General features: G+C 42.3%; 30 protein-coding genes and 1 tRNA gene. 22 read left to right on the forward strand and 9 right to left on the reverse strand.

What is annotated here, in order from left to right; translation table 11 throughout:
- Positions 1–48 precede the first annotated feature (48 nt).
- Genes ACO05P_RS04705 through proC form a run of 3 tightly spaced genes read right to left on the reverse strand, consistent with a single transcriptional unit; the run spans position 49 to position 2,858 of the window.
- On the reverse strand, positions 49–1,248 hold the full coding sequence (locus ACO05P_RS04705) for a glutamate-5-semialdehyde dehydrogenase (protein ID WP_421753721.1): 1,200 nt from the start codon (positions 1,246–1,248) through the stop codon (positions 49–51).
- A gap of 13 nt (positions 1,249–1,261) precedes the next feature.
- Positions 1,262–2,050 carry a glutamate 5-kinase gene (proB, locus tag ACO05P_RS04710; RefSeq protein ID WP_421754882.1) on the reverse strand — a complete coding sequence of 263 codons (789 nt, stop codon included), beginning with the start codon at positions 2,048–2,050 and terminating at the stop codon, positions 1,262–1,264.
- Position 2,051: 1 nt separating this feature from the next.
- On the reverse strand, positions 2,052–2,858 hold the full coding sequence (gene proC / locus ACO05P_RS04715) for a pyrroline-5-carboxylate reductase (RefSeq protein ID WP_421753723.1): 807 nt from the start codon (positions 2,856–2,858) through the stop codon (positions 2,052–2,054).
- A gap of 302 nt (positions 2,859–3,160) precedes the next feature.
- Between proC and ACO05P_RS04720 the strand changes: the two genes are divergently transcribed.
- Positions 3,161–3,736, forward strand: coding sequence for a methyltransferase domain-containing protein (locus ACO05P_RS04720; protein ID WP_421753725.1), 576 nt, complete (start codon positions 3,161–3,163; stop codon positions 3,734–3,736).
- 25 nt (positions 3,737–3,761) lie between these two features.
- Positions 3,762–4,262, forward strand: a complete 501-nt coding sequence (locus tag ACO05P_RS04725) for a phosphoribosyltransferase family protein (protein WP_210758796.1) — start codon at positions 3,762–3,764, stop codon at positions 4,260–4,262.
- Here ACO05P_RS04725 and ACO05P_RS04730 read toward each other — a convergent pair.
- The 3 genes from ACO05P_RS04730 to crtD are packed head-to-tail and all read right to left on the reverse strand — an operon-like array spanning position 4,255 to position 6,873.
- Positions 4,255–4,764 (reverse strand): carotene hydroxylase, encoded by a 510-nt coding sequence (locus ACO05P_RS04730; RefSeq protein WP_421753726.1) that lies wholly within the window; start codon positions 4,762–4,764, stop codon positions 4,255–4,257. The two genes, ACO05P_RS04725 and ACO05P_RS04730, sit on opposite strands and share 8 nt — an antisense overlap.
- The gene (locus ACO05P_RS04735; RefSeq protein ID WP_421753728.1) at positions 4,761–5,405 is read right to left on the reverse strand and encodes a carotenoid biosynthesis protein; all 645 of its coding nucleotides are present in this window, start codon (positions 5,403–5,405) and stop codon (positions 4,761–4,763) included. Before ACO05P_RS04735 ends, ACO05P_RS04730 begins: the two co-directional genes overlap by 4 nt.
- A complete protein-coding gene (gene crtD / locus ACO05P_RS04740; RefSeq protein WP_421753729.1) occupies positions 5,395–6,873 on the reverse strand; it encodes a 1-hydroxycarotenoid 3,4-desaturase CrtD in 1,479 nt (492 codons plus the stop codon). Before crtD ends, ACO05P_RS04735 begins: the two co-directional genes overlap by 11 nt.
- Positions 6,874–6,922: 49 nt before the next feature.
- Here crtD and ACO05P_RS04745 point away from each other — a divergent pair, with 49 nt between their 5' ends.
- The 12 genes from ACO05P_RS04745 (at position 6,923) to ACO05P_RS04800 (ending at position 13,924) form a co-directional block, all read left to right on the forward strand.
- A complete protein-coding gene (locus ACO05P_RS04745; RefSeq protein WP_421753731.1) occupies positions 6,923–7,507 on the forward strand; it encodes a hypothetical protein in 585 nt (194 codons plus the stop codon).
- Positions 7,508–7,990 carry a DUF4199 domain-containing protein gene (locus ACO05P_RS04750; protein WP_421753732.1) on the forward strand — a complete coding sequence of 161 codons (483 nt, stop codon included), beginning with the start codon at positions 7,508–7,510 and terminating at the stop codon, positions 7,988–7,990.
- Between the two features lie 62 nt (positions 7,991–8,052).
- Positions 8,053–8,135: transfer RNA gene (locus tag ACO05P_RS04755), tRNA-Leu, on the forward strand.
- Between the two features lie 157 nt (positions 8,136–8,292).
- A complete protein-coding gene (locus ACO05P_RS04760) occupies positions 8,293–8,997 on the forward strand; it encodes a YARHG domain-containing protein (RefSeq protein WP_421753734.1) in 705 nt (234 codons plus the stop codon).
- Positions 8,998–9,044: 47 nt separating this feature from the next.
- Positions 9,045–9,308 (forward strand): hypothetical protein, encoded by a 264-nt coding sequence (locus tag ACO05P_RS04765; RefSeq protein WP_421753735.1) that lies wholly within the window; start codon positions 9,045–9,047, stop codon positions 9,306–9,308.
- 3 nt (positions 9,309–9,311) lie between these two features.
- Complete coding sequence (locus ACO05P_RS04770; protein WP_421753737.1) at positions 9,312–9,575, forward strand: YdcF family protein; 264 nt, start codon at positions 9,312–9,314, stop codon at positions 9,573–9,575.
- A 295-nt stretch (positions 9,576–9,870) separates the two neighbouring features.
- Complete coding sequence (locus ACO05P_RS04775) at positions 9,871–10,416, forward strand: hypothetical protein (protein ID WP_421753738.1); 546 nt, start codon at positions 9,871–9,873, stop codon at positions 10,414–10,416.
- A 187-nt stretch (positions 10,417–10,603) separates the two neighbouring features.
- On the forward strand, positions 10,604–11,521 hold the full coding sequence (locus ACO05P_RS04780) for an NAD(P)/FAD-dependent oxidoreductase (protein WP_421753739.1): 918 nt from the start codon (positions 10,604–10,606) through the stop codon (positions 11,519–11,521).
- A 56-nt stretch (positions 11,522–11,577) separates the two neighbouring features.
- Entirely contained in the window at positions 11,578–12,003 is a 426-nt protein-coding gene (locus ACO05P_RS04785; RefSeq protein ID WP_421753741.1) for a hypothetical protein, read from the forward strand.
- Between the two features lie 159 nt (positions 12,004–12,162).
- On the forward strand, positions 12,163–12,729 hold the full coding sequence (locus ACO05P_RS04790) for a hypothetical protein (protein WP_421753742.1): 567 nt from the start codon (positions 12,163–12,165) through the stop codon (positions 12,727–12,729).
- The gene (locus ACO05P_RS04795; RefSeq protein ID WP_421753744.1) at positions 12,719–13,270 is read left to right on the forward strand and encodes a hypothetical protein; all 552 of its coding nucleotides are present in this window, start codon (positions 12,719–12,721) and stop codon (positions 13,268–13,270) included. Before ACO05P_RS04790 ends, ACO05P_RS04795 begins: the two co-directional genes overlap by 11 nt.
- Before the next feature lie 9 nt (positions 13,271–13,279).
- The gene (locus tag ACO05P_RS04800; protein ID WP_421753746.1) at positions 13,280–13,924 is read left to right on the forward strand and encodes a hypothetical protein; all 645 of its coding nucleotides are present in this window, start codon (positions 13,280–13,282) and stop codon (positions 13,922–13,924) included.
- A gap of 30 nt (positions 13,925–13,954) precedes the next feature.
- On the opposite strand, the gene ACO05P_RS04805 is transcribed toward ACO05P_RS04800, so the two are convergent.
- Positions 13,955–14,281, reverse strand: coding sequence for a peptidylprolyl isomerase (locus ACO05P_RS04805; protein WP_421753748.1), 327 nt, complete (start codon positions 14,279–14,281; stop codon positions 13,955–13,957).
- Positions 14,282–14,456: 175 nt separating this feature from the next.
- On the opposite strand from ACO05P_RS04805, the gene ACO05P_RS04810 reads away from it, so the two are divergent.
- From ACO05P_RS04810 to ACO05P_RS04820, 3 genes are all read left to right on the forward strand, one after another.
- Complete coding sequence (locus tag ACO05P_RS04810) at positions 14,457–14,873, forward strand: hypothetical protein (protein WP_421753749.1); 417 nt, start codon at positions 14,457–14,459, stop codon at positions 14,871–14,873.
- Positions 14,874–14,951: 78 nt separating this feature from the next.
- The gene (locus ACO05P_RS04815; protein WP_421753750.1) at positions 14,952–15,713 is read left to right on the forward strand and encodes an SDR family NAD(P)-dependent oxidoreductase; all 762 of its coding nucleotides are present in this window, start codon (positions 14,952–14,954) and stop codon (positions 15,711–15,713) included.
- Positions 15,714–15,723: 10 nt separating this feature from the next.
- Positions 15,724–16,635, forward strand: a complete 912-nt coding sequence (locus ACO05P_RS04820) for a helix-turn-helix domain-containing protein (RefSeq protein ID WP_421753752.1) — start codon at positions 15,724–15,726, stop codon at positions 16,633–16,635.
- 3 nt (positions 16,636–16,638) lie between these two features.
- On the opposite strand, the gene ACO05P_RS04825 is transcribed toward ACO05P_RS04820, so the two are convergent.
- Positions 16,639–17,697, reverse strand: a complete 1,059-nt coding sequence (locus tag ACO05P_RS04825; RefSeq protein ID WP_421753753.1) for a sensor histidine kinase — start codon at positions 17,695–17,697, stop codon at positions 16,639–16,641.
- Between the two features lie 641 nt (positions 17,698–18,338).
- On the opposite strand from ACO05P_RS04825, the gene ACO05P_RS04830 reads away from it, so the two are divergent.
- The 3 genes from ACO05P_RS04830 (at position 18,339) to ACO05P_RS04840 (ending at position 21,835) form a co-directional block, all read left to right on the forward strand.
- A complete protein-coding gene (locus tag ACO05P_RS04830; RefSeq protein WP_421753754.1) occupies positions 18,339–19,319 on the forward strand; it encodes a c-type cytochrome in 981 nt (326 codons plus the stop codon).
- Positions 19,320–19,424: 105 nt separating this feature from the next.
- Positions 19,425–21,050 (forward strand): T9SS type A sorting domain-containing protein, encoded by a 1,626-nt coding sequence (locus ACO05P_RS04835; protein WP_421753756.1) that lies wholly within the window; start codon positions 19,425–19,427, stop codon positions 21,048–21,050.
- 35 nt (positions 21,051–21,085) lie between these two features.
- On the forward strand, positions 21,086–21,835 hold the full coding sequence (locus ACO05P_RS04840; RefSeq protein ID WP_421753757.1) for a hypothetical protein: 750 nt from the start codon (positions 21,086–21,088) through the stop codon (positions 21,833–21,835).
- On the opposite strand, the gene ACO05P_RS04845 is transcribed toward ACO05P_RS04840, so the two are convergent.
- The gene (locus ACO05P_RS04845) at positions 21,832–22,746 is read right to left on the reverse strand and encodes a hypothetical protein (protein ID WP_421753759.1); all 915 of its coding nucleotides are present in this window, start codon (positions 22,744–22,746) and stop codon (positions 21,832–21,834) included. The two genes, ACO05P_RS04840 and ACO05P_RS04845, sit on opposite strands and share 4 nt — an antisense overlap.
- Before the next feature lie 322 nt (positions 22,747–23,068).
- Here ACO05P_RS04845 and ACO05P_RS04850 point away from each other — a divergent pair, with 322 nt between their 5' ends.
- Together ACO05P_RS04850 and ACO05P_RS04855 are read left to right on the forward strand one after the other, a co-directional pair.
- Positions 23,069–25,438 (forward strand): phosphotransferase, encoded by a 2,370-nt coding sequence (locus ACO05P_RS04850; RefSeq protein WP_421753760.1) that lies wholly within the window; start codon positions 23,069–23,071, stop codon positions 25,436–25,438.
- Positions 25,435–25,950, forward strand: coding sequence for a CDP-archaeol synthase (locus ACO05P_RS04855; RefSeq protein WP_421753761.1), 516 nt, complete (start codon positions 25,435–25,437; stop codon positions 25,948–25,950). Before ACO05P_RS04850 ends, ACO05P_RS04855 begins: the two co-directional genes overlap by 4 nt.

A 25,950-nucleotide genomic window follows, 5' to 3' on the forward strand; every position in this document is an offset into this window, starting at 1 on the left:
AAAAAAGGCACCTCATTGGGTGCCTTTTTTAATGGTATCAAGTAAAGCTTAAACCCTTACCTGACCGTCGCCATAGACATAGTATTTATTGGTCACCAATTGCTTTAGGCCCAAGGGTCCGCGGTGATGCAGTTTATCGGTACTAATAGCTAATTCAGCGCCTACGCCCATCGCTCCCCCATCGGTAAAGCGCGTGGAAGCATTGTGGTAAACGGCAGCACCGTCTACCTGCTCCATAAATTTTTGGGCAAGCTGTCCATCTTCCGTAAGGATGGTTGCCGAGTGGCCACCCGAATAGCGATTAATCTTATGAATGGCCTCGGCATCCTCGTCTACCAAAGCGATTACCGCTTTTAGGGCTAAAAACTCTTCGTACCAAATAGCTTGATCCTCGACCAATTTGGCTTCAGTTAATAGCTTTTTGCTGCTTTCATCAGCCCAAATTTCCACTCCGGCTGCCTGCAATTCACTTTGCAGTTTAGCTACCAAGGCGGGTAAATGAGGATGTTCTTTGTGAATTAAAATTTTATCCAAAGCATTGCAAGCCGAAATCTTGTGGGTCTTGGCATTCAATAAAACGCGAATGCTTTTCTCAGGATCGGCATCTTGAGCTAAATAGGCAAAATTATTTCCGCGTCCACTTACCAGTACGGCGCAGGTGGCATGTTCCTTCACAAACTGGATCAAACGCTCTCCCCCACGGGGTACAATTAAATCCAATTGTTGATCCGGTTTGCGCAAGAAATCCTGAGTTTCCTGGCGATTCATCTGTAAAAACTGAATCCAATCTTTATCCAGATTGTTTTCAGCTAAAGCCTTATGCCAACAATCCACCAGAGCTAAATTGCTGTGCAGAGCTTCTTTCCCTCCTTTTAAGAGAATGCGGTTATTGGCCTTAAAAGCCAGCACGGCTGCTTCGATGGTTACATCCGGACGACTCTCATAAATAATCATGATCGTCCCGAAAGGTGCCGTTTTATTGAGGATGCGCAAACCATTTTCAATTTTGCGCTCTTCTTTTACCAGTCCAACCGGATCTTCCTGCCCTTTCACTTGGTCCAGTGCTTGGATCATGCCTTCTATCTTTTGATCATCTAAAACCAGACGATCATATAAAGCCCGATCATCACGATCAAAGGCATCCAGATCCTTTTGATTAGCGGCTAATATGATTTTGCGATCCTCATCAATGATGCGCATCATACTGGCTAATACCTGATTCTTCAATTTTGTATCGAGTAATTCCATTTTATTCTTTTTTCTAGTCTATAATTCGTGTTCCTATTTCCTTGCCATCTACCAGATCTACAATCACCCTTTCGCGTTTCCCATTGGCAATAAAAGTGGGAATGTCTTTTTTAGCCGTTTCCTTGGCCACGCCTAATTTGCTTTCCATTCCTCCCCGTCCTTCGGCTTCACCCTTATTGGTTTCTCGGATGTATTGTTCCACATTTTGATCGGTGGTTACATTCCGAATTAAACGACTGTCCTCATCATCCGGATGACCAGTATACAGTCCATCGGTATCCGTTAAAAGAATAAGCATATCTGCATTTAAGAGCTCTGCCACCAAACTGGCCAGCTCATCATTATCGCTAAACATACTCATGCTCAGGCTTACCGCATCATCTTCATTGGCGATGGGAATTACGCCCTGGGAGAGCAAACCTTCGTAGCAATTAATCATGTTTTCGCGATGCTTACCAGGACTAAAGTCTCTTTTGGTAGCTAAAACCTGAGCACAGCGCATGCCGTATTCGTGAAAGATGCTGTAATAGTGGCGCATCATTCGCGGTTGACCGATAGCTGAAAAAACCTGGCGGCGGATAGTTGGATCGTCAATAGTACTATCCATAACTTCCATCCCGGCGATTACCGATCCAGAGCTCACCAAGATTGTCATGATATCGCGCTCATAAAGCTCAGCGATTTGATCTACCAAGCCTCTTAGAATAGGACTAACAATGCGATTATCCCGATTGGTCATCACATTGGTACCCACTTTAACCACCACGCGTTTTACGTGAGAATGATCTCTTTCGTCGCCCATTTTATGATTCTTTTCCCAATTCAACTGCACGATTAAAGGCCGCGTAAGCCGCTTCTTTAATCAGATCTTTCACATTATTATCTTCCATGGAATCGAGGGCAGCTCGAGTAGTTCCTCCTTTGGAAGCTACCTTGTCCATCCATTTTTCAGGACTGAGTTTATTGCGTTTAAAGAGCTCTATCGCTCCTTCGAAGGTGGTGCTTACCAGTACCTTAGAATCGTAATCACTAAAGCCCATATCCAAAGCTGCTTCCAACATACTCTGCATAAAGTAGAACACATAGGCTGGTCCGGAACCGGAAATGCCGGTAGAAGCATCTATATCATTTTCACTGTCGAGACGTACCGAACGACCGGTAGTATCGAGTAAGCTCTCCACAGTAGAAAGCTCCAAACGAGAAACTTCATCTGAGGCCGTAAAGGAAGTTAAGCCCTTCCCTACCTGCGCAGGTAAATTAGGCATAGCCCGCACTACCTTTCTAATGTTTAATTGATCCTGGATGGTTTTAATGGTAACTCCGGCCATAATGGAAATCACAATTTGATCTTCCACCATATGTTTCTTGAGCTTCCCGAAAAGCTCATCGATATGATAAGGTTTTACCGCTATAAAAATGATATCCGCCAGAGGTGCACAATCGGCGATATCGTCATAAACTGCAAAGTGGCTTATTTTACGTAGCTCCTGGGTTTTCTCAGGGGCATTGTCGGAAATCATTAGATCTCCCTTTTTTAGATGTTCAGATTTGGCAATAGATTCTGCGTAGGCGAGGCCCATATTGCCCGCGCCTATAACTAATACTTTCATTAGATGTTTTTGATTAGTAAATGTGAATTGCTTTTTAGCAAGTACACATAATGGTACAAGCATCATGCGAAAATTGCTATTCTCTAAAAACAAGTCGTTTTAAAGTAAAAAGTTCATTTTTCATGCAGATTTGACGCATTTTCACGCAAAATGACATCATTTCGATTCATTTTCACTAAAAATCAGAATCTCCATTCACGTCAGATTTGCGCATTTTCCTGCAGGATCGGCAGCTAATTAATTTGGAATTTTGAGAACATTTTGGGGTCTGCCGACTTAGGTTTGCGGATTGAATAATTGCTATGAAATTAGATCAGGCTTATTGGGAGCAATGCTATGTAAATCATCAAAGCCCTTGGGATATGGGCAGTGCTTCTACCCCACTTATTAGTTATTTGGAAAAGCAAAACCGCGATGCTTCGATCTTTATTCCCGGAGCTGGTAGGGCCTGGGAAGTAGATTGGATGCTGGAACAGGGGTTCAAGAACATAACTGTAATCGACCTTAGCCCAACTGCTCTGCAAGAAGCTAAGAGTCGGATTCCCCATTCAGACCAAGTGAATTGGATTGAAGGCAATTTCTTCGAACATATCGGGCACTACGATTTAATCATGGAACAAACCTTTTTCTGTGCTCTGGATCCACTATTACGTCCGGGCTATAGCCAAAAAATGAAATCTCTTTTAAAAGAGGGCGGAAAATTATTTGGCCTGCTTTTCAATTTCCCATTAAGCACGGAAGGCCCGCCCTTTGGGGGCTCCGAGGCCGAATACCTTAATTTGTTTCAAAGCCAATTCAAAATTCATCATCTGGAAATCTGCTATAATTCAATTAAGCCCAGAGCAGGCCGTGAATTTTTCCTAGAGCTGGAAGCTTGATGTATCTTTGCTCAAAATCATTTCCATGGGCGGCAGCACCGAGGTTTTAAACCACAAGCAAGTTGAAGATCGTATCCAGCGCATTGCCTGGCAGATCTACGAAGAGTTCCACAATGAAAAGGAAGTCGTATTGGCGGGCATTGCCGACCGCGGTTTTTATCTGGCGCAAAAGCTATATGAGCATTTGCAAGAGATTGCCGATATCGAAATCCGCATTAGTAAACTGAGCTTCGATAAGGATCATCCTCTGGATACCGAGTATCAAATGGAGCCTGCTATGGATCTTAATGATCGCAATATCGTTTTGGTGGATGATGTTTTAAAATCTGGTGGCACCTTGATTTACGGCGTACGCTATTTCCTCGATTATCCGATTAAAGCCATGAAAACGGTGGTATTGGTAGATCGAAATCACAAGCGCTATCCGGTGAAAGCCGATTTTAAAGGCCTTTCCTTATCCACCTCTATGCAGGAGCATGTAAATGTGCAGATCGAAGAAGCGCCTTATTCTGTGCGGGTTAGCTAAGGCTAGTCTGCGCCATTCCGCTGCTTTTGGCTCTTTTTCGTTTACGAGCTTCCCGCTCGGCACGCAGGTATTTGGGATGAATGATTAGCATTCCAAAACTTTCCCCTTCCTCTTTTCCCAAATGCTTATGATGCATTTTGTGGGCTCGTAAAATGGCGGCTAAATAGAGGTTATCGCTGTTTTTGAACCATTTAAAGCGGCGGTGAATAAAAACCTCATGCACCAGGAAATAAGCCAGTCCATATACGGCAATCCCCACCCCAATAGAAGGCGCAATCCAGGATCCGGCCATCATCCCCAGCATAATGCACAACCAGGATGGAATGGCGAAAATGAGGAAGAAAGCATCATTACGCTCAAAAAAACCGGGCTCCTTAACGTGATGATCCTCATGGAGTTTCCATAAAAAACCATGCATCACGTATTTATGGGCAAACCAGGCCACAAATTCCATAAACCAAAAAGTGGCTAAGACGATTAAAGCAATCCAGTACCAGGTCATATTAAGATATTGAGCATCATGAAAAATACGGCTATCAAAACTAAATACCAGCGAGCTAAAGCCTGATCCGCTTGAAGCTTGAGACGGATAAACAAAGCTTGCATTAGCATAGCAACCCCAAACCAGGCTAAATAGTTCTGTGGAGGAATTTTATTTCCTTCCCATTGCCAAAATCCAAGCTCGGCACAAAGGGGTTCAATAAAAAAATCGAGTCCCACCATTAGGGCTGCTCCTAGTACTATTCTAACCAAGTTTGATGTACTCCAGCGCTTTACCCATAAGGCAGAACTATAAGCTAAAAGAAACCAATTGACCCCAATTAGTACGGGCACCGCAATTAGTTTAGGTCCCAAGTTGTGGAGGTAGGCATAATTACCAAATGGAATTCCGGTTTGGGTGCCCAATACTTCCACTCCGTAACCTATCACAAAACAGAGCAGGGCAAAGATCCCAAGCTTTGGAACTTCTTGCTTATTGCTTGCTATAAAAAAGAGCAAGGCGGCTAAGAGCAAGTTCAGAGGGGTAAAGCCAGCAAAGAAATCGCGATTGCCAAAACTGATGACCCAGATTCCAAAGAAGTGCACAAAGGCTAATAGTCCCAATCCGTATTTACGGGCTAAAAGCTGAAGCTTAGTGTCCATAATCTTCTTCAATTAGATTGGCGGTAATCTCCGCTCCCATTAAACAAAGTGGAATACCTCCGCCCGGATGCACCGATCCACCACAAAAGTACAGGCCTTGCAAATAGCGACTAAAATTGGGATGGCGCAGAAAAGCTGAGAAAGTATCGTTAGAACCAGCTCCATAGAGGGATCCCTGATAACTAGAAGTACGACTTTCAATGCGACGGGGATCCAGATAATCTTCATATTCGATTAAGGACTCAATATCTACATTCAGACTGGCACTAAGCTTATTTAAAACCTGCCGACGAACTTTGGGAATTAAGGCATCCCAATCCTGCCCCGTATTACCAGGCGCATTAATAAGGATAAACCAATTCTCGCAGCCTTCCGGTGCATCGCCCTCCCCTTCTTTGGAGGAGATATTTAGGTAAATGGTAGGATCATCGCCAATGGTCTGCTCCTGAAAAATGGCCTTGAACTCCTGCTCATAGTCGGCACTGAAAAAGATATTGTGCAAATCCAATTGGGGAAATTCCTTTTTGATACCCCAATAAAAGATTAAGGCGGAGGAACTACGCTCCTGTTGTAAGGTTTTTTCGGGGGCTTTTTCTTGGGGCATCAAGTGCCGATAGGTGGGCACCACATCCATATTGCTGATAATGACATCCGCCTCATGAATTTCATTTCCCACTTGAACAGCATAGGCTTTGGCATTTTTGCTAAGTATGCGCTCTACTTTAGTATTAAAGTGAAATTCCACCCCTAAATCGAGGGCTAATTGATAAATGGACCGCGCTATTTGATGCATCCCACCTTTAGGATAAAAGGTACCGATATTATGCTCCAAATGTGGAATGCTGCTCATCACCCCCGGGGTTTGAAAAGGATCACTACCATTATAAGTAGCAAAGCGATCGAAGAGCTGCACCAATTTAGGATGCTGCAGCATTTTATGGTTATAGCGATGTAGGCTACCTCCCAATCCCAGTCGGGGCATCCGAATAATGGAGGCAAGGGTATCCCGATGTAAATAGGATTTAAAGCGATGTAAACTGCGCCGGAGGAATACCTTTTCGGTATAGCGGAATATAAAGGCCGAACGCTTTAAATAGCTCAGAAGCTTTTGAGCGGGCACCTGCAATTTGCTTTGGACTTCTTCGGCGAAAGCCGCCTTATCCGCATAGGCCTTAATAAAGGTGCCATCCGGCCAAAAATAGTGGCAGGCGGTATCTTTCTGATAATAGTTGAAATAATCGCGCGGATCCTTGCCACAATCGCAAATTAATTGATCGATTAACTGAGGAAGGGTAAATAAAGAAGGCCCACTATCAAAGCGGTAGCGCTCGTCGCCAATTAGGCCCAACTTCCCTCCTGGCTGGGCTGAGGCTTCATAAACCTGCACCTGATAGCCCTTAGATGCCAAACGCGCAGCAGTTGCCAAACCGGCGATACCACTGCCAATAACTATTGCTTTATTTGCCATAGATCAATACCGATATAAAACTATTAAAGGCCCGGCTTGTTTAGAAAAAATGCAAAAGATTTGGGAAAAATGGCAGGCTTTAATGCCCCCACTTAGATGGCTCTTGATCTTTGTGGTACTGGCCTTTGGAGCGGCCTTCTTCTTTGCTCCTAAAGCCAAGGTGGTGAACTACCAGGAATTGTCTTATGCTACCAGCAGTGACTCCCGCATGTATTTCAATAATATTCGCTCCTATTATTACCATATCGACAATCTGAGCAAGAAGCCCATGGAAACCCTTAGGCTAAAACGATTGGGCTCCGAAAGGGATCAAGGGAATTTAAATTTTGCTCTGATACGCTATCCGGCGGGGGATCAATACTTTGTGTTGGCCGAACCGGGATCTGACTTTGAACAATGTGATAGTTTGCGAGTTGTTTTTAGAGAATATCCTGATTCAGAGTTGCATAGACTGTCGAATGCCGAAGTCCATTTTGAGATTGCAGCTAAGGTTTACAGTTCTTTGATCAAGCAAGAATCGATTTATCTCTGTTGTGGCCGAGATACTTTAAAGCAGCTCTATCAGGACCAAGCAGAAAGGCTGGATGCCGAAATTGCTTTGGAAGATTATTTCAAACTCACCCTAAAAAACTGAATGATGAGCGACTATTTGCGGTATGGATTAAGTATTTCGAGAAAGAATGGATTGTTCTTAGCGGCATTCCTCACGGTGTTTTTCCTGGCGATGCGAGCTTTAGGCTTAGCCCATGAGTATTATTTAAGGGTATTTAATGCCTTGATATTAATCCTCTTAATCGGCAGAGGAATTTTAAGCTATCGCAGCAAATTGGAAGAAGAGCGCTACGGCACTTTTTTCGATTTATACCGAATATCGCTGCGTACTGCCTTTATTGGCGTAGCCTTGTTTAGTGTATTTCTGGCTATTTACCTCGATCAAATCGACCCGGCCTTTATGCAGGAAATTCAGGAGGTAGAAAGTCCGGTTCCCTTTATGAGTCCGGTTATGGCAGCGGGAATAGTTTTCATCGAAGGCTTGGGTTCTTCCTTGATCTTTAGTTATTTGGTAATCCAATTTCTTAAAAAGCCCACGGTAGAGTTCAAGACCGAAAAAGCCTAGAGGAAAAGCTTTCGCATTTTAAAAAAATTACGATTTTTGCCCTCCCGAAAATTTCGGGATTTGCCCAGGTGGTGGAATTGGTAGACATGCTGTCTTCAGGCGGCAGTGGCCCTAGGCCGTGCAGGTTCGAGTCCTGTTCTGGGCACCGCAAAATATCAGACCCTAGTTAGTTTATTCTGGCTAGGGTTTTTTCTTGCTCTCAACTCTAATTTGAAGATGCTTTTGATCATTTTAGAGATTTCAACTAACTTGAGTCATCCCTATAGATCGTAAATTAATATTCCCTGCCGTATCGACCTCCTATGAAAATCCACTTAGCCGTAGTCCTCACTTTCATTTCCTGCTCTTATTTAAGCGGTCAATACTATAGAACTTTTGAAATACCTGAAGATCAGATTAATACATGGATTCCTAAAATAAGCCTTGAATACCAAGGCATATATCATTTTGGAGAAAGCGAATCTGAGTCATCCTTACGCCTATTTTTTGAAGGCAAAATGATCGTAGGACAAATAAGTCAAGGTTATTGGGAAGACAGTACAGGTTTTTGGAAATTAAAGTATACTAACCTGACTAATGTTAAAATAGACAAGCAAGGAAACTTTAGTTCAGATCAGTATTCCGGTCGATTTGTGCATTTTTCAGAAAACTCCCATAAAGGCCTAAGGATCGATAATCCCTGGACAGAATGGATACCCAAAGGTAAATACGAAATTGGCTATCGCACTGCTACCGTAACCCGAGATTTTCCTGGGAAGTATCCTGAGCTTTCCTATCGACATTTAAGTAAGGAAGAACTCACTGGCCTTAGCAAGAAAACCTTGCAAAGAATGCGAAACGAGATTTACGCACGCTATGGTTATCGTTTTAAGTCCGGTAGCAAAATGGAGAAATACTTTAGTAAACAAGATTGGTATTTCGCTCAACATGATGATGTAAGTTCTTTTCTAAGTCCAATTGAATTGGATAACATTGCTTTGATTCAGAAAGTGGAATCATTAAAATGAAATATTGTTTGGATAAATCATCTTGACTCGAAATCAATTAGCATATAATGAAAAAACTGAAAATCATTCTTCTGCTTTTAGTGGCTTGGTTTCTCATTCACGAACTATTCATAATTAGTGATGGTCTCCTCTCCCAGCCTGCTCAAAGCGATTATGCGGTGGTTTTTGGCAATAAGGTAAATCCCGATGGAAGTCTTTCCGAGCGACTAGAAGCCCGAATGCGTAAGGCCCTGGAGCTCTACAATGATTCGCTGGTTGCTAAAATTTTTGTGAGTGGGGGCTTGGGTAAAGAAGGGCACTATGAAGCTTAAAAAATGGCAGAATATTTATTGACTCATCAAGTAAAAGCAACGGATATTGTGATCGACGATCAGGGAAACAATACCTGGTTAAGTGCTCAGAATTTCAAAAAAAGCTATCCGGATTCTACTTCGGTTGTTTTGGTGAGTCAGTACTTTCACATAAGTCGCTGCAAACTGAGCTTTAGGAAATTAGGTTTTACCCGGATATCAGCTGTAAGCCCTAAATATTTCGAGTGGCGCGACTTCTATGCTTTATTTCGAGAATTCTTTGGCTAATATAAGTATTGCTTCTTTTATTAGAAATCCCGGGGAACAGCTCCAAATTGTAAGATAATAACATCATTCGCCTGAATACTAGCCCTGGCAGACTAACTTTTCCCTGTGCTTATTAAAGTCGCTATTCTTTACAAATTCTATACATCAGAATTGGTCGGATAGATTAAAAAGCTGATTTTCTACATTTTACAAATAAAACTATTAGGCCAAAGGCTTCTCAGGGACCAAGTAGGTCCCTTACAACTCTGCTGAAAAAGCCAATTCTATAGCTTTGATAGCAACGAAAACTATCAAAATGAAAGCATTTAAAATTCTGATCCTTCTTATAGGGATGAGCAGCCTTCCCCTGATACTAAAAGGGGGCAATCACGATGGTATTCCCCATCTGGGTGATGGCAAATTCAACAAACAATCGCATTGGCAATTTGGTGCGGGGTACGGCCCCAGCTTTGCACGCTTTGGGGCTCAAGTTAAAAGAACCCTGCCCTTGTTTAAAACGGGAACCTGGGCCGCTTGGGGAGCCTTGGGCTATAATTATGGTGTTTCCTATGGCTTGGGATTGGATTTCTATTTAGTGGATCAATTGTACCTGGGGCTTAATTATGGATCCGTAGGAGGCTATTCAGTAATTAGTTTTAATCCGCGCACCTTTTTAGAAAAGGAATTCCATAATGCTACCGGCGCCGCAATCACCCTCAATTACGATTGGTTTTTTGCCGGACATTTTGCTGTAGGTCTGGGAGCTGGTGTGGGCTATGCCGGTGAATTGGAATATGGAAATAAGCCCATCTTTTACCAGGTGAATCTGGGTTTGAAATATGCTTTTGAACTCAAGCTTTAGATTGTATTTGGCTCAATTTCAGCTTGCTATTTGTTTAAACCATAAAGCTCTGGGTTCTGCATGGGGCTTTTTTTAGGGCTAAAAAACTTTGTGCTTCCAATCCAATTGGACAAACTTAATTGCAACATTGTTGCGTTTATTGATTTTTAATTTGCACTTTCGTCCTACTCTAAGCTCAACAAGAATTATGGAAGACAAGCAATCCTTTGAAGTCATTATAATTGGTGGAAGTTATGCCGGTTTATCTGCAGGCCTGGCCCTAGGAAGAGCCTTGCGGAAGGTCTTAATTATCGACAGTGACAAGCCTTGCAATCGCTTTACACCTCATTCCCATAATTTCATTACCCATGATGGTGAAGAACCTGCTGTGATTGCGGAAAAAGCCAAAGCTCAGGTACTGGCCTATCCAACCGTTCATTTTAATGAAGACCTGGCTGTAAAGGCCTCCAAGCAAGAGAATCACTTCGAAATTGAATGCGCTTCGGGCGATATTTTCCGAGCTAAGAAATTGCTCTTTGCCACCGGTGTTAAAGATCTGATGCCCGAGATCCCGGGATTTGCCAATTGTTGGGGTAAAAGCATTATTCACTGCCCCTATTGCCATGGCTATGAGGTAAAAGAGGCTAAAACCGGCATTTTCGCAGCGGGCGATGCGGCCATGCATTATGCTCAACTTATCTCCAATTGGACCGCAGATCTTAGCATTTATTCCAATGGACCATCCGGCTTAAAGCCTGATCAATTGGCGCTTTTAGACAAACATCAAATTCCAGTTATTGAAAAAGAGATTGCTGGCTTTGAGGAAGATAATGGTCGGTTAAAGCAAATCCTGTTCAAAGACGGAAGCAGTCAAAGCATAGACGCCATTTATAGCAAACCCAGCTTTGAGCAACATTGCACTCTCCCCGCCTCCTTAGCCTGCCAGCTCAATGAGCAAGGCTTATTGGAAGTCGACTTTATGCAAAGAACTTCCGAGCCCCATATCTATGCTTGTGGCGATAATGCCAGTCCTTTTAGGGCCGTGTCTTACGCCGTGGCCAGTGGTAGCATTGCCGGGGCCGTGATTAATAATGATTTGATTGAGGAGACATTTTCTAGCATCTAATTACTCATTTTAGTCTAGCCACTTTATTTTAGGCCACTAATCCAATATGGATCCTTATGCCTGATATCTGGAAAAATGTACTGTTCTGCCTGATAATTATCGCTATGAGCAGTTGCAACAACACGTATAGCTTTTGGCCCGTAGAGCATTTTCATATCGATGATTCAGCATTGGCGGACAAAGAATTGGTGGAGATTATTTATTACAGTGATGGTCCCTTAGCCAAAGACCTACAAGACGGTATTTATCATCATGCAATAGTAATTTCATCCAGTAAAGACACCATTAATGTACTTACCTTTCCCAATTTGGACTTGAACAATATCTCCAAAACAAGAACACAGATGGTTTTTTATGATCATCCGAGAGTTCTAAATTTTAGAAATCATTTAAAGTCCTTACCTAAAGAGCTAAAAGGATCATCGGGTGAACTTGATACCGCTAATCTTGAATGGGTAGAATTAGACCGGGGTGGCACGTAACATTAAATTCGACTACATAGCAGATAATCAGCACCCTACTGTAATTGGGGCCCTCCAAAAACCTTAATATTCCTATTCCGAACTTGATTTAAAATGCCTCCGAATGAATCGCTCTATACTAACTTAAGGCTCAAGCCCCATTGGTCTGCTCAAAAAATCATGCAAAAGCTATGGGCTGATTTGAAAAAAGAAAATCCTGATGATCGACTTAAAACTGAGCATTTACAGGCTCTGTTGATCTTTTCTGACCCTAAGCTAAAGAAGTATTACGATTTAAAAATCCTGAAGAATCAAAGACTGAATCCACGGGTACAAGGTTTTTTGGATCTTCGTTTACAGCAGTGTGCTGATTTGACTCCGGAGTCCAGACCCAAGCATAGCGACTTTCAAATTTCGAAGCTCTTAATCGCCTATGAATTGGAGCTAATTTTAGGCGCCTTAGCATTGGAAGCATTCTTCTTTCAGCTTTCCTACCGGGATCACAAGAACAGAGAAATACCTATAGATCAAAGACCTAGCCGAGCTATCGCCTTTATTCATTTTGCATTTGTATATGGCTTTGGGATAGGATTAACTTATCTCGATCTTCGATTTATCGCCTTTCCAATCCTGGTTTTTCTAGTTCGCTTTCGATTGCGCTTTCGAAAGCAAAGGCTTGTATATAGTCGGGATATGCTAAGACAAAGTTTAAATTTAGCACCCTTGCCGGATGACCATGGAAAATGATTACCTAGTTGCTCATGAGAATGATGATAGGATGCCTATAACACCTAAATCAAGGATGAGGCTAATGCTATGGGACCATGCTATTATGACTTATATTACAGGTATCCCCTATTTTTTTGCTTTCTATCTTTCCGAACAAGGATATTTTTCAAAGGATTACCTCGCATCCTTTATGATCTTTTTAATGATGGGCATTTATATAAATAAGGACCTGGTCGGTGCAAGAAGCATAGCTAAAAGAGTTTTAGGCTATAAGCTAATTGACAAACACTCTGGTTTGAATGCCAGTAGCTTACAATGTTTTATGCGAAATATGTTGCTTCCCTTTCTTTGGCCTATTGAGGTAATTGTGGCTTGGTATAAACCCGAAATACGGATAGGAGATAGAATGGCAGGCACTGAATTGATTAAAGCCGAAAAGCAAAAATTCTGGAGCATAATCCGAGATGTTCCAAAAACACTTAGCGACAAGAAATTAGGCTTGACCCTTGCTTTCAGCCTAGCCTACGCCTTTGTGATCTACTGGATTGATATCTTTTAAGATGCCCCAATGAAAAATCAGCATTTACAAAGGGTCATTATTGGATTATACGCCATGATTTGCTTTACAAATTCAGTAAAAAGCCAAAGCATCCAAGAATTATTCAAGGCTTTAGGAACCGAATATTTTTGGGGATTTGATTCGATAGCGAAAGACTCTCTACTGCAATGGGGCTACTACAATTTACCCGCTTCCGATAGTCTGGAAAGCGTGAGCTTGGAATATTACAGCGCTGCTGACTATATCCAAATTATTCACTTTTACCCAAACGGTCCAAGTGGCTTTAGTACTATACAATTACGAAAGTTTAGCACAGATGAAGGTCAATGCCTGCTTGTATATTCCAGACATTCAGGCTCGCGCTGGCTTTATTTCCAAGACAGCTTAGTGGTTTTTGACAATACTGAAGAAGGTTTAATTCCCAGTTCAGGCTATGGACTGCTTTCAAGAATGGATTATTCGAAACATCTCAAAGCGAGTTGTCCCGATTCGATACAAGACTTTAGCCAAAACTATAATTTGAATCCTGAGTCGGAAAATGCCATTGCCTATGGAATATTCGCTGCCCGAATTGATTTTCAAGAATGGATAGCTCGAGAAGAAATTCTCTTCTACTGGAATGGCAAAACCTTTATTGAAATTGAAACCAGATAAGAAACGTTGACAAGCATGCCTCAATTTAGACTACTCCTCTACCCACCTACTGTCATGGGTTTTTAGTACCACATAATACCAATGATAGGCGGGGATATCCACAGTGAAAATTTCACCTTTTTGATGTTCGTCGACTGCCTCAACAAAGTCTTTAACGAAGATTTTAGCGCGAAACCAACCTAAGTCACCACCCCTCGAATCCATATTATAAGCTTCGACTAATTCCTGAAAAGGTCGGTCTTCTTGATAGGATAGGATAATAAGTGCTTGTAAGGAATCGATCTGAGCGGAATCTAACTTAAGTCCATTCAAATAGATATAGCTAGCTCGATATTCTTTTATCGAATCACCTTGCACTATTCCTGAATGATTAATGCTTAAATCGGATAGTAGAGCCTTAATTACCGAGCTAGCAATTAGGCAAAACAGCAGTAGGTAAAGGTATATTCTCTTAATTTCGATTAATGGTTGGGGAATTTAACCTTTTATCTTCCCTCCTTTACAGCAATTCCTATAACCTGAATTAAATTTCATGCAAGGCACTTCCTATAAACAAGGGGATAAAATGCAGACCTGGCGAAAGGACTTTTTAGCCAAACGAAAAGCTGAACGCAAATCCTTTTTGAAATGGTTAAGCCTATTAGCCCTAGGCTTTACAATTGCCGGCTATCTGTCCTACCTTTTCTTTACGGATGATTTGCAGTTTATTGGCCTCGAAACCAAAATCACAAGGGCAGAAGTTATTCGCGCTAAAAAGGTGCCCTATATGAAGAATTCTTGGCGCACCAAAGTGACTTATCAATTTGAAGTGGATGGTCAAAAATTCGTAGGTCAGTATCTCAGTAAGGGACCTCCTAAATTTATCCTGCAAAAGATTTCCATTAGGGTAAAATATGCCCGCTCCAATCCGAAAAGAAACAAATTTGTAGAGGAAATCTATAACCGGTAATTCGGTTACATCTAGCCGCGATTCAGTTAAATGCCCCTCCCCCCAACATTGCAATTTTGAAATCCAAAATTTCATAAAATGCAAAAGAGAAAAATAGCTTTCGTAAGTGGCGGCAGTCGGGGATTAGGTCGAGACATGGCCCTCAATTTAGCGGCAAATCAACAAGATGTGATTTTCAGTTATCATCAGAATAAGGCTGCGGCGGATCAAGTAATTTCCGAAATAGAAGCCATGGGCGTGCAAGCTCATGCTATTCAATTAGACAGTCGGGACCTGAACAGCTTTGATGACTTTATAGATCACTTAAGCTCCATCCTTAAAAATCACTTTGATCGCAATCAATTGGATGCCTGGGTGAACAATGCAGGGACAGGTATCTACAAGCCTTTTGCGGAAACCAGCGAGGCCGATTTTGATGAAATGATGAATATCCATTTCAAAGGTGTTTATTTTCTCACCCAAAAGGCATTACCATTAATTAAGGACGGTGGCAGTATCGTAAACATTTCCTCTGGCCTGGCTCGATTTAGCTTTCCCGGATCTTCTGCCTATGCGTCTATGAAAGGCGCCATTGAAGTATTTACTCGCTACCTCGCCAAAGAATTGGGACCACGTGGCATTCGTGCCAATGTGGTAGCGCCAGGTGCCATAGCCACCGATTTTGGCGGAGGCTCTAATCGCGATGATGAGCAAAAACGCCAGCATATTGCTAATATCACCGCTTTGGGCCGAGTTGGCGAAGCCGAAGATATTGGCTCGGTAGTCGCTTTCCTTTGCAGTGAGGCGTCCCATTGGCTTACAGCCCAACGCATAGAAGCTTCCGGCGGCACTCTTATTTAAAATACCTTTGATGGCCATGCACTTAATCAAGTCGATAAGCGAATACCATAAATTGGCGGGGCTCCCTTCACCGGAGCACCCGCTTATTAGCTTGGTAAATTACAGTGATGTTAATTATCAATACGATGGGGATGAAATCAGCCTGCGTTCTCCTTACTATACCATTGCTTTAAAACACGGAGTACAAGGCAAAATGCGCTACGGCCATCAAGCTTATGACTTTGATGAGGGTCTGATGTCTTTTGTCGCTCCAGGACAGGTAATCAGCGTAAAAGCCCAGTATGAAGAAGGTAGCAAACCTTATGGCTGGCTCCTCTTATTTCATCCCGACTTTCTTCTAAAAAGCCCTTTAGCCGATAAAATCAAGCAGTATGAATACTTCAGCTATAGGGTGAATGAAGCGCTGCATCTTTCTGAAAAGGAAGAGTCGGCCATGATTCAATTAATGAAGAATATTGAAGCCGAATACCATCATCCCATCGATGCCTTTAGTCAGAATATCATTTTAGCTCAAATTGAAGTCCTGCTCAATTATGCCGAACGCTTCTACCAAAGACAATTCATAACTCGAAAAGTCAGTCACCATGGCTTGCTTAGCCAAGTTGAAAAATGGCTGCATGACTATTTTGAAAGCGATAGCGCACATAGAAAAGGTTTACCCAGTGTCCATGAGTTGGCCGAATCCCTAAATATGTCGCCTTCCTACCTAAGCCAATTTTTAAAGCTGCATAGCGGTCAGAATGCCCAGCAACATATCCAAAGCTATTTGATCGATAAGGCCAAAGAAAAGCTGGCACAGCCCGAATTAAGCATTAGCGAGATCGCTTATGACCTGGGTTTTGAGCACAGCCAATCTTTTAGTCGACTGTTTAAACGCATGGTTGAAATCAGCCCTAAAGAGTTTCGTGCTCAGCTCAATTAATGCTTAAGAAACAGAGCTTTTAGGAGCTTTAATATCCCAGGTAAACCAAAAGGTTGTTCCCTCACCTACTTCGGATTGAATACCAATGGAATTACCGGATTTTTCTACCAGATTCTTCACTACTGCCAGGCCAATTCCGCTGCTTTCAGTTCCCGTATTTGGTTTTTTACTAAAGAGCTTAAAAACCTCTGATTGGAGTTTTGGAGGAATACCTGGCCCATTATCCTGTACTTTAAAATGAAGCTGATTAGGACCATTTCGGTCTACCGCAATTTTAACCCAGCCCTCAGGCTTGTCATGGTATTTAATTGCATTGTCTACCAGATTGGATACGATTTGCTCCAATTGCACCTCACTACCCCAGAGAGCTGGTATCTCACCTCTGCATTCAATTTCCAATTTCTTGCGACCATAAAACTTAGCTCTGATCTTGTCTAAAAAAGCTTCCAGCTCAAACTCACTTTGATTTATCTCTTCATTGGTAACCAGGGAATAGCGTAATACAGCTTGAATCATATCCATAGATTGTACGCTGCTCTTATCAATTAAAGTCAGCATCTCCATTGAGAATTCACTAAGCTCCGCTTTAGAATCCTCTTTAACAAGCCTTACAATGGATGAAATATTGGCAATGGGTGCCTTAAGGTCATGAGACACCACATAGGAAAAATTGGCAAGTTTCTTATTTACCTCAAGCAGACCCTCGTATTGCTGCTTGATAATTTTACGATAGCGATCACTCTGAATGGTGAAAATGAAAGTCCCGGAACTTATAGTTATAAAGGACATTCCATAGTTCATCATAACAATTTGATTCACAAGATCATCACCCAGAGAAACAAAGCCTTCCTGTTCACCAAAACCAAACTGCACCAAGGCCCAAAGGATGGCATAGCTAAACGAAAATATATAGCGCCACTTACCAAAATTCGCATTGAGCAAAACAAAGGGAAGTCCCACCCCTCCTAAGAAATAGACCTGAAAGTGATACCGCAAACCGAAGAGGATGGGAAGAAAGGTAATAAGGCCTATAGTAAACAACATAAAGAATAATGCCGACAAAACATGCTTTTTTAATTTATTCAATACAATTGGAATTAATATTATAATAGAAACAGTAAGCGCAATAAATTTTGCCACATAAGGCCATTGATACAAATTAGCTACTACAAGAAAGAAGAGAGCCATAAGGGAAGATGCCAAACAAATTCCATTGATAACATTGGCGCGTTGACCCACGAGAGTATCAGCATCACCAGGCACACCCAGTGATGAGGGGGGAGAAAAAAACTGCATATAGAGGGATTAGTTGATACCACTCAATATAGCAAAATTGCTTATTAATACCAGAATAAATTTGTGAATTTGAGTAATTTGTATTTAAACTATTTAACTATAAATTCTCATATACGCACTTCATTAATGGCCTAAACAACTGATTATTGGGTAGTTAAACAGGATCTGGAAATAAAATATCTATTGTTAACCCCTTAATATCAACACCTTAGGTTTACAAATAGATTTTTACGGCAAATCAGGTTAATCCGTTTTTGTACTCATATCCTCCTAAAAAAGAGAGGAATTTTTCATTCCCTCTAAATAGCTCATATCTACTATCTTAGAGCAATGATAGTCTGAATAAGAATTCAAACCCCTGAATTAATTCAGATTATCGGTTTTACAAGCAACCAAAGCAAAGCATCATGAGAAAAATTGGAAAACTACTCCTCATCCTTTTAGGACTACTGATTCTACTTGGTGGATCCACACTGGCCTATGTTAAAATGGCTTTACCCAACGTAGGCGAAGCCCAAAATATCACTGTTAATGCTGATGCCGAAACGATCGAAAGAGGCGATTATCTGGCCAATCACCTGATGGTTTGTATGGACTGCCACTCTGAACGAGACTGGTCAAAATTTTCGGGGCCTTTGGTACCTGGTACCTTAGGAAAAGGTGGCGAGGTTTTTAATCATGATCTGGGTTTTCCAGGGGTCTTCCTTTCCAAAAACATCACCCCTTATAATCTTAAGGATTGGACCGATGGTGAAATCATGCGCGCCATCAGCACTGGGGTTTCTAAGGATGGAGAAGCCCTCTTCCCTATTATGCCTTATTCGCATTATGGAAAGTTGGATCAAAGAGATGTAGAAGCCGTAATTGCCTACCTCCGTACCTTGCCTTCCATTGAAGCAGAACACGCTCAATCCGAAGCTGATTTCCCCATGAACTTTATCATTAACACCATTCCGAAAAAATCGGCTTTTAGCCAGCGCCCTAATCCTGAGGATAAATTGGCCTATGGCGAATATTTAATGAATGCAGCGGCTTGTTACGATTGTCATACTCGACAGGAGAAAGGTCAATTTGTAGGACAAGACTTTGCCGGTGGCATGGAGTTCAAATTAGCAGATGGCTCCATTGTTCGCTCTTCCAATATTACACCGCATCCGGAAACTGGCCTGGGCAATTGGACGGAAGCCCAATTTGTGGAGCGATTCAAGCTCTATGGCGATAGTGCCTATACACCTCATGAAGTGGCTAAAGGCGATTTTCAAACCATTATGCCCTGGACTATGTATGGCGGTCTGGAAGAAAGAGATCTTAAAGCCATGTTTGCTTATTTACAAAGCTTGGAAGCAGTAGAGAATACTGTGGTTCGTTTCACGGAACCCGCTAGCTAGCCATTATTTCATGGCTTTCTCTTTTTTTGTCAATGCTTGCCATTCTTAAGCATTCAAAGCAACCATAGTATCGAGCTCAGTCTAATTGACTGAAAATTGAATACTATGCGTAAAATTTATTTAACTCTCTTTAGTTCTTTTATAGCCTTGGGATTAAATGCCCAAAGCAGTGCTAGCTTCGACCTCAACAATATCGAATGTGGTCTTAGCCCAAATGGCGGTCTCTTTGAGGATGACTCCTATTGGGGCGATTTCAAGATTAAGAATGCTCAGGACAAGGCGGTGCTTTTTGCTGGCCACCTGTGGTTAGCCGGCTTTATTAATGACAGCCTGCGAACGGCAGTTCAAGAGTATCATCTTTATAATGATCCGGATTATAACCAAACCGACTTTCGCTTTGGCCCAATTGCCGACTCTTATTCCGATCCAGACTATCAAAACAACTATGCCAGGGTTTGGAAGATGGCGAAAAGCATGATTGATCATCATATTCAACATTGGCAAGACCAGGGCTACAGTCCCTTAACAGAAATCCTCGAGTGGCCTGCTCATGGAGATACCACCAATGGTGAAGCCTGGCTTTTGGCGCCCTTTGCTGATCTGAATGGAAATAAGGTGTACGAACCACTCAGTGGCGAATATCCCATTATTCGTGGCGATCAAAGTCTGTACTGCATTTTTAATGATGAGGATCGCTATACTCCACGAAGCGATTTGCGCTCTTTAGGTGTGGAAGTACATTTAGAGCTTTATGGTTTTGACCCTACAGCAATGGTCTTAGCGGAAAATGCCGTTTTCTTGAATTATAAAATCATTAACCGCTCGAATAAAGACATCGATTCCTTATATGCCGGGCAATGGTACGACAGTGACTTGGGTTTTTCCTTTGATGATATTTGTGGCTCCGACTCCAGCTTAGCCCTCTCTTATACCTATAATGCGGATTCCCTGGATGAAGGTATTTTCGGTTTCGGCTTTAATCCACCGGCGGTAGGTTTCAGTATGCTGCAAGGGAATCCTTCTGGAGCCATGTATTATCACAATATTGGAGGCTATATGGGGCCTATCGAAACCACAGACCCGCAAATCCAGCATCACTGGTTAAACTACCTCAACAACCGCTGGCAAAATGCTGAGCCATTGCGAATTGAAAACCCTTCTGGACTTTATGATCCCGCCAATGGAGATGGCTATGAACCCATCTCAACCAACCCAATAACGCAATGGGCTTTTAACGATTCTAAAAATTGGTACTGCTCACCTATAGAAACTACCGATAAACGTCAATTAATCAATCATCAAAAGGTAAACTTAAAAAGCGGTGATAGCCTCTGCTTCGACCTTATGATAAACTATGCACGAGATTTCATGGATATGAATCCCTGGGCTGCGGTGAGTAAACTTAAATTCGAGCAGCAATCTTTGGCCATCTTTTGGGCTAATCAAAACTATGGCTGTCACACCGGTCCAATCCTTTCTCTGACCCATCCAAAATCACTCAATTTAAAGGTCTATCCTAATCCTGCACAAAATGTAGTAAGCCTCGAATGGAGCAATGATGCTGAGTTGAACTATCAATTAGTAAACAGTCAGGGACAGCTTATTAAGGAAGGGCAACTGCTTACCGATAATCGACAAATAGATCTAAGTGAACTGAATAAGGGAGTTTATTTCCTTATTGTACAAAATAGCCAGGGTTATAAGCAGAGTATTAAGCTGTTAAAAGCCTAAAAAGGAATTGCAGTAAATTGGGCCTTTTAAGCCCTATGAAAAACATTGCAGCCCTCAGCTTCATCTTGATAACAGTCCTACTACTTAGTGGCTGCCGAAAAAAAGAGGAAGATTTAGGATACAATCCCAATAGCACGGAATTCCGATTTGGATACTATAATGCGGCGGTGGAAGGTCAATTATTTGATCCTCCTCGTCGCATATTTATTTCAAATGCCCAGGGAGAGCATTCTGAAAAAGTCGATTCTTTAAATCTTGACAAAGACACGATTGTAGACTTGCTTTTAAGGGTAACTAATCTGGTGGTACCCGGCGAATTACAATCTCAAGGCCTCAGTATTGAATCCTTCTTTGGCCTCTATGCCTTTCAAACGGGGCCCATTCTTTTTGATACGGTTTATCAGTGTATAGGGCCGGATAGCTCTTTTATTTACAATCGGGCTAGCCATTATACCTGTCCGGCGAATCATCAGGATACTGCCTTGAAATTCAATATTGTTCAGCAAGCGATCAGCTATCAATTTGGTGATGCTATTTTGGATGCCGATTCCGATCCTAATGTGGGTTGGGATAATCGTTCTTTGAGCCTAAGTACTTATAGTGCCGGCTTTGATCGAAATTTTAATAGCCATTTCCGCTACGAGAATTTCATTGTACCTAATCGTAAAAAGATCTACCTCGCCATCGAAAATCAATTAACCGGTCAATTGGGTTGGTTGCATTTGCAGATTATCGATCACAGCGAAATTCAGCTTTATGGCTATGCTTTAGAAAAGCTCTTTTAAGCACTGGTTTGCTCTTGCCATTGCTTTAATAGTCCGGGAGGTCCGTGGGTAATCATTTGCGCAGCCCGTATATGGGCATTCCAATCTTGTTTAAAGCCTTCAATATGGGTAGTGGCTCTACTGCTAAAGAACTTAACGTGAGCATAGGCCCCCATCATTTGCTGCACATTTCCAAAGCTCAATAAGGCGCCATTGGTAATGGTAATATCTTCATAGCTATACAAGCGATAAGCCCCACCACCCTCTTTTTGCTCAGCCTTGGCCCATTGGTACTGCTGTTCTTGAATGCGATTAATAAAACCTTTCAATTCCGCATACTGACCCTCATTTAATAATCCAGACTCCAGATTGAGCTCCAATTGTCTTAATTGAATTTGCCGGGCTTTGGGATTCCATAATTCTTCGGAATCCATTTGCTGGTAAATGGAATAGATATCCCTGCTCAAAACATAAGCCTCCGGAGGTAATTCCTCTAATCCATCCCGCAAGCGATTCGACCAAAAGGCAAATTTGTATTCGAGCATGCGACTATTAGCCAGAAATAGAAAAATGGGAATATCGTAAGCCACGTATTGCAAAAGGGCATCTCCCGACTTTAAAGCACTTTGAAATAAGCTGCGAATATTCCGTAAGTATTGTACAAAGTCCTCCTTGCTATTAAAGGTATTATCGGTAATCAGTGAGGAATCGCGTAATGGATAAGCCTCTAAAACTCTTTGTGCAGCCACTGGCATCAACATGGTAAGCTGTACCAACTCTCCTGCACTCAGTTCCTTTTCGCCACTTACCCTGCGTTGGGCACTGGCATAGCTTAGGTCTAAATGATCTGCAGTCCACTGTATTAAACTCGTTTTCTCAGGTAACTCGGCTTCAATAGCCCTAAAAAATGCCCTTTGCGGGAAGTATGACATGTTGGTTTTTTTAGAGTCGGCAAAATACCAAAATTGAGCATTTAGCCGCTTTCGCGGGATGGCATCTTACATTTTATTGATTTTTCTGAGCCCCGCAAAGTCTTAGCCCATCAGGCCTCATTCGAAAAATGAATAATTCTCAAAGGTACTTTTCAGCATTTGAAAGCCGCCCGAGAGGAAGTGCTGGACTTTAGCCAACGCTTAACGAAAAAACGAGAGTCATGAGTCCCTTATTTCTCAGCAAACATTTGATGCGTTACGGATGGAAAATCCTCCAAATCTTGTTTGCATTCTTCTCGCTTTATCTCAAAAGAAATCAAAAATGAAAGACAAAGTTTTAAGCCCTCAACCTATGAAGGAACAAGCTCAATACCCCCATATCCCCGGCAAGGGAAAAAACCATCCCGAAGCCTTACAACTCCGCCGCTCCTATCTCGACACTCTGGTTAAAGGCATTAACCTCAACTACGATTCACAAGGCTTACACCTGGAGCAAATCCAAAACAATATTGAAAACTTCGTAGGCACTACCGAAATTCCATTAGGTCTGGTAGGTCCGCTCCTCTTCCAAAACCAAGATCAAGCCGAATGGGTACACACCGCTCTCGCAACGACAGAAGGAGCTCTGGTAGCCAGTATGAATCGAGGGGCTAAAGCCTTAAGTGAATCCGGTGGCTTTCGATCGCATATTCTGCACCAAAAAATGTTGCGCACCCCCATGTTTACTTTCCAAAGTATGCATGAGGCTTTAGCCTTCGATCAGTGGATAAAACGCCATTTTGAAGTCATTCGCGGTATTGCCCAGGAGCAATCCAATCATGCCGAATTATTAGAGATCAAAAGCGTGGTAGTAGGTAAAATCGTTCACCTGAAATTTATTTACTCTACTCATGATGCGGCCGGACAAAATATGACCACCGCCTGTACCTGGCAGGCCTGCCTTTATATCGATAAACAATTCCCGGAAGAAACGGGCTTTGAAATTCACAATTTCGTGATTGATGGCAATGGTGCTTCCGACAAGAAAGTCTCCTTCTACTCTATGCAAAATGGTCGCGGTATACACGTGATCGCCGAAGCCTTAATCACCCACGAAGCTTTAAGTCGTACGCTACGAACTACCGCCGAAGATATGTTCCGGGCCTTTAATCATTCCATGGCCATCAGTCGCTTTGATGGTATGATCGGCTACAATATAAATATCGCGAATGCCATTGCCGGCATATTCGCTTCCACCGGTCAGGATTTAGCCTGCATTCATGAGTCCAGCATTGGCATCCTGCAATTAGAACCCACCGACGAAGGTTTGTATGTAAGCCTCAGTCTCCCTAATCTGGTGGTAGGTACCGTTGGTGGAGGAACCCATCTTCCCATTGCCAGTCAAACTTTAGAGCTCATGTCATGCAAGGGCCCAGGTAGCGCCCGTCGTTTTGCTCAGCTTATCGCCGGCTTTGCCCTTTCTCTGGAACTATCTACCCTGGCTGCGATTGTGAGCGGGCAATTTGTTAGAGCCCATCAGAGCCTGGGTAGAAACAAACCTAAAAACTGGCTGCTTAAAGCAGATTTAAACCCCGACTTCTTCAATAGTCAATTCTCTCTTCATCATCCGGTACAAAGCATAGAATGGCTGCCTAATCCTTTTGAGGAAAATGGAATCCTTACTGAACTCAGCCGCAAGGCCACCAAGAAATTGATTGGTTTGTTCCCTGCAGACCTCTATCTGGAATCCGGAAAAAAGCTGGAACTCATTTTAAAGAGTAAGGCATTGGGTTCGGAGCTCAATCAAGGCTTGCACTTTATGGCTTCAAATATCGATGCCAAGCTGGCCGATGAATTACAGGCGCATCAAGCAAAACTGGAATATGCCAACAGCCATTTAAAGGAATTACGAGTTTATCAAGCTTTACAAAAAGCGGGCTTAGGCATAATGCCCAAGTTTTATGGCGCAGTAGAAAATGAAGAACAGGAAATTTACCTCCTAGCCTTAGAACGCCTAAACCCTGATCAGCTTCAGATTTTTAATGCAGAAAACCATCCAGAAGCCTGGACCCTCGAGCTACAGCATCAAGTAATTCGCAGTATTCACCAGGTACATAAGGCATTTGCCAAAATAGACCTGGAAGAAATGGAACTTCAAAATGCTGAAGATTTCATGGAAGCTCGCACTTTATTCCAAGCCTTTATTGAGGTAAATCGCAAAGACTATCAGCATCTAAATTTAGATCCCTACTTCCAAAAAATGCAAGCTTTCCTTCACGATTTCGAAGAAAAGGGCACTAAAGGAAAAGGTCGTGAAACCTTGATTCACAACGATTTCAACCCACGTAATATTGCCATCCGCAATACGGATCAAGCTTGTATTTACGATTGGGAACTCGCACAAAAAGGCTTGCCACAAAGAGACATCTTCGAATTTCTGGCTTTTAGTTTGGAAGCGGGCTTTAAAGCCAATCGACTCTTGGTTTTATTAGACTGGCACTTTGATTTGGTGCGAGAGATCAATGACAAGGATTACAGTCGAAAAGACTATTTGGAAGATATGGCCCTGGTGGCGAAATCATTCCTACTGCAAAGGGTCAATTTTTACCTCAGTGGCAGTACACTGGTCAATTACCCTTTTATCGAAAGTGTATTTAAAAGCTCCTTCGAAATGCTGGCGGTGGTAGAACGTGAAATCCGTCGCTTGTCATGACCCTCAGCTTCCATATCCAACACTATTTTCTCCCTTTAATACTAGCAAATATTAGCCATATGATGATTGTGCGATATGGCTGGTTCAAAACTTTAGAAGTTCCACTATCCAGAGCACTCTTCGGAGATCATAAAACCTGGCGTGGTATCATTTTCCTGAGCCTGTTTGCTTCAATGTTTAGTCTCCCGGCCGCTTATGGGTCGGGAGCTATTCCTCTAAATCAAGCTGGATTATTAGGAGCTGGTTTAGGACTAAGTTATGCCCTCGCAGAACTACCTAACTCATTTATAAAGCGCAAATTGGGTATCGCAGCCGGGCAACGTTCTCAAAGTTTTCCCAAGTTGCAAATGCTAATTGACAAAAGCGACTCCATAATTGGTACCCTCATTTTCTATAGCCTTTTCATTCATCTTGAATGGATCGAAATTGCCTTAGTCTTTAGCATGGGACTTGGTCTTCATCTAAGTCTATCTTTTCTCATTTGGCAAATCGGCCTTAAAAAAGAATTCTAA

It is taken from the genome of Croceimicrobium sp. (genome assembly GCF_965228705.1).
Lineage (GTDB): Bacteria > Bacteroidota > Bacteroidia > Flavobacteriales > Schleiferiaceae > Croceimicrobium.

What these genes read in the sequence shown, in the direction of transcription:
- proB (WP_421754882.1), bottom strand. Translation starts at nt 2,050, where the DNA reads ATGGGCGACGAAAGAGATCATTCTCACGTAAAACGCGTGGTGGTTAAA.
- ACO05P_RS04815 (WP_421753750.1), top strand. Translation starts at nt 14,952, where the DNA reads ATGCAAAAGAGAAAAATAGCTTTCGTAAGTGGCGGCAGTCGGGGATTA.
- ACO05P_RS04795 (WP_421753744.1), top strand. Translation starts at nt 12,719, where the DNA reads ATGGAAAATGATTACCTAGTTGCTCATGAGAATGATGATAGGATGCCT.
- ACO05P_RS04705 (WP_421753721.1), bottom strand. Translation starts at nt 1,248, where the DNA reads ATGGAATTACTCGATACAAAATTGAAGAATCAGGTATTAGCCAGTATG.
- ACO05P_RS04775 (WP_421753738.1), top strand. Translation starts at nt 9,871, where the DNA reads ATGAAAGCATTTAAAATTCTGATCCTTCTTATAGGGATGAGCAGCCTT.
- ACO05P_RS04790 (WP_421753742.1), top strand. Translation starts at nt 12,163, where the DNA reads ATGCAAAAGCTATGGGCTGATTTGAAAAAAGAAAATCCTGATGATCGA.
- ACO05P_RS04725 (WP_210758796.1), top strand. Translation starts at nt 3,762, where the DNA reads ATGGGCGGCAGCACCGAGGTTTTAAACCACAAGCAAGTTGAAGATCGT.
- ACO05P_RS04785 (WP_421753741.1), top strand. Translation starts at nt 11,578, where the DNA reads ATGCCTGATATCTGGAAAAATGTACTGTTCTGCCTGATAATTATCGCT.
- ACO05P_RS04730 (WP_421753726.1), bottom strand. Translation starts at nt 4,764, where the DNA reads ATGACCTGGTACTGGATTGCTTTAATCGTCTTAGCCACTTTTTGGTTT.
- ACO05P_RS04760 (WP_421753734.1), top strand. Translation starts at nt 8,293, where the DNA reads ATGAAAATCCACTTAGCCGTAGTCCTCACTTTCATTTCCTGCTCTTAT.
- ACO05P_RS04835 (WP_421753756.1), top strand. Translation starts at nt 19,425, where the DNA reads ATGCGTAAAATTTATTTAACTCTCTTTAGTTCTTTTATAGCCTTGGGA.
- ACO05P_RS04765 (WP_421753735.1), top strand. Translation starts at nt 9,045, where the DNA reads ATGAAAAAACTGAAAATCATTCTTCTGCTTTTAGTGGCTTGGTTTCTC.
- proC (WP_421753723.1), bottom strand. Translation starts at nt 2,858, where the DNA reads ATGAAAGTATTAGTTATAGGCGCGGGCAATATGGGCCTCGCCTACGCA.
- ACO05P_RS04745 (WP_421753731.1), top strand. Translation starts at nt 6,923, where the DNA reads ATGCAAAAGATTTGGGAAAAATGGCAGGCTTTAATGCCCCCACTTAGA.
- ACO05P_RS04750 (WP_421753732.1), top strand. Translation starts at nt 7,508, where the DNA reads ATGATGAGCGACTATTTGCGGTATGGATTAAGTATTTCGAGAAAGAAT.
- ACO05P_RS04840 (WP_421753757.1), top strand. Translation starts at nt 21,086, where the DNA reads ATGAAAAACATTGCAGCCCTCAGCTTCATCTTGATAACAGTCCTACTA.
- ACO05P_RS04720 (WP_421753725.1), top strand. Translation starts at nt 3,161, where the DNA reads ATGAAATTAGATCAGGCTTATTGGGAGCAATGCTATGTAAATCATCAA.
- crtD (WP_421753729.1), bottom strand. Translation starts at nt 6,873, where the DNA reads ATGGCAAATAAAGCAATAGTTATTGGCAGTGGTATCGCCGGTTTGGCA.
- ACO05P_RS04850 (WP_421753760.1), top strand. Translation starts at nt 23,069, where the DNA reads ATGAAAGACAAAGTTTTAAGCCCTCAACCTATGAAGGAACAAGCTCAA.
- ACO05P_RS04780 (WP_421753739.1), top strand. Translation starts at nt 10,604, where the DNA reads ATGGAAGACAAGCAATCCTTTGAAGTCATTATAATTGGTGGAAGTTAT.
- ACO05P_RS04810 (WP_421753749.1), top strand. Translation starts at nt 14,457, where the DNA reads ATGCAAGGCACTTCCTATAAACAAGGGGATAAAATGCAGACCTGGCGA.
- ACO05P_RS04735 (WP_421753728.1), bottom strand. Translation starts at nt 5,405, where the DNA reads ATGGACACTAAGCTTCAGCTTTTAGCCCGTAAATACGGATTGGGACTA.
- ACO05P_RS04800 (WP_421753746.1), top strand. Translation starts at nt 13,280, where the DNA reads ATGAAAAATCAGCATTTACAAAGGGTCATTATTGGATTATACGCCATG.
- ACO05P_RS04855 (WP_421753761.1), top strand. Translation starts at nt 25,435, where the DNA reads ATGACCCTCAGCTTCCATATCCAACACTATTTTCTCCCTTTAATACTA.
- ACO05P_RS04820 (WP_421753752.1), top strand. Translation starts at nt 15,724, where the DNA reads ATGGCCATGCACTTAATCAAGTCGATAAGCGAATACCATAAATTGGCG.
- ACO05P_RS04845 (WP_421753759.1), bottom strand. Translation starts at nt 22,746, where the DNA reads ATGTCATACTTCCCGCAAAGGGCATTTTTTAGGGCTATTGAAGCCGAG.
- ACO05P_RS04830 (WP_421753754.1), top strand. Translation starts at nt 18,339, where the DNA reads ATGAGAAAAATTGGAAAACTACTCCTCATCCTTTTAGGACTACTGATT.
- ACO05P_RS04770 (WP_421753737.1), top strand. Translation starts at nt 9,312, where the DNA reads ATGGCAGAATATTTATTGACTCATCAAGTAAAAGCAACGGATATTGTG.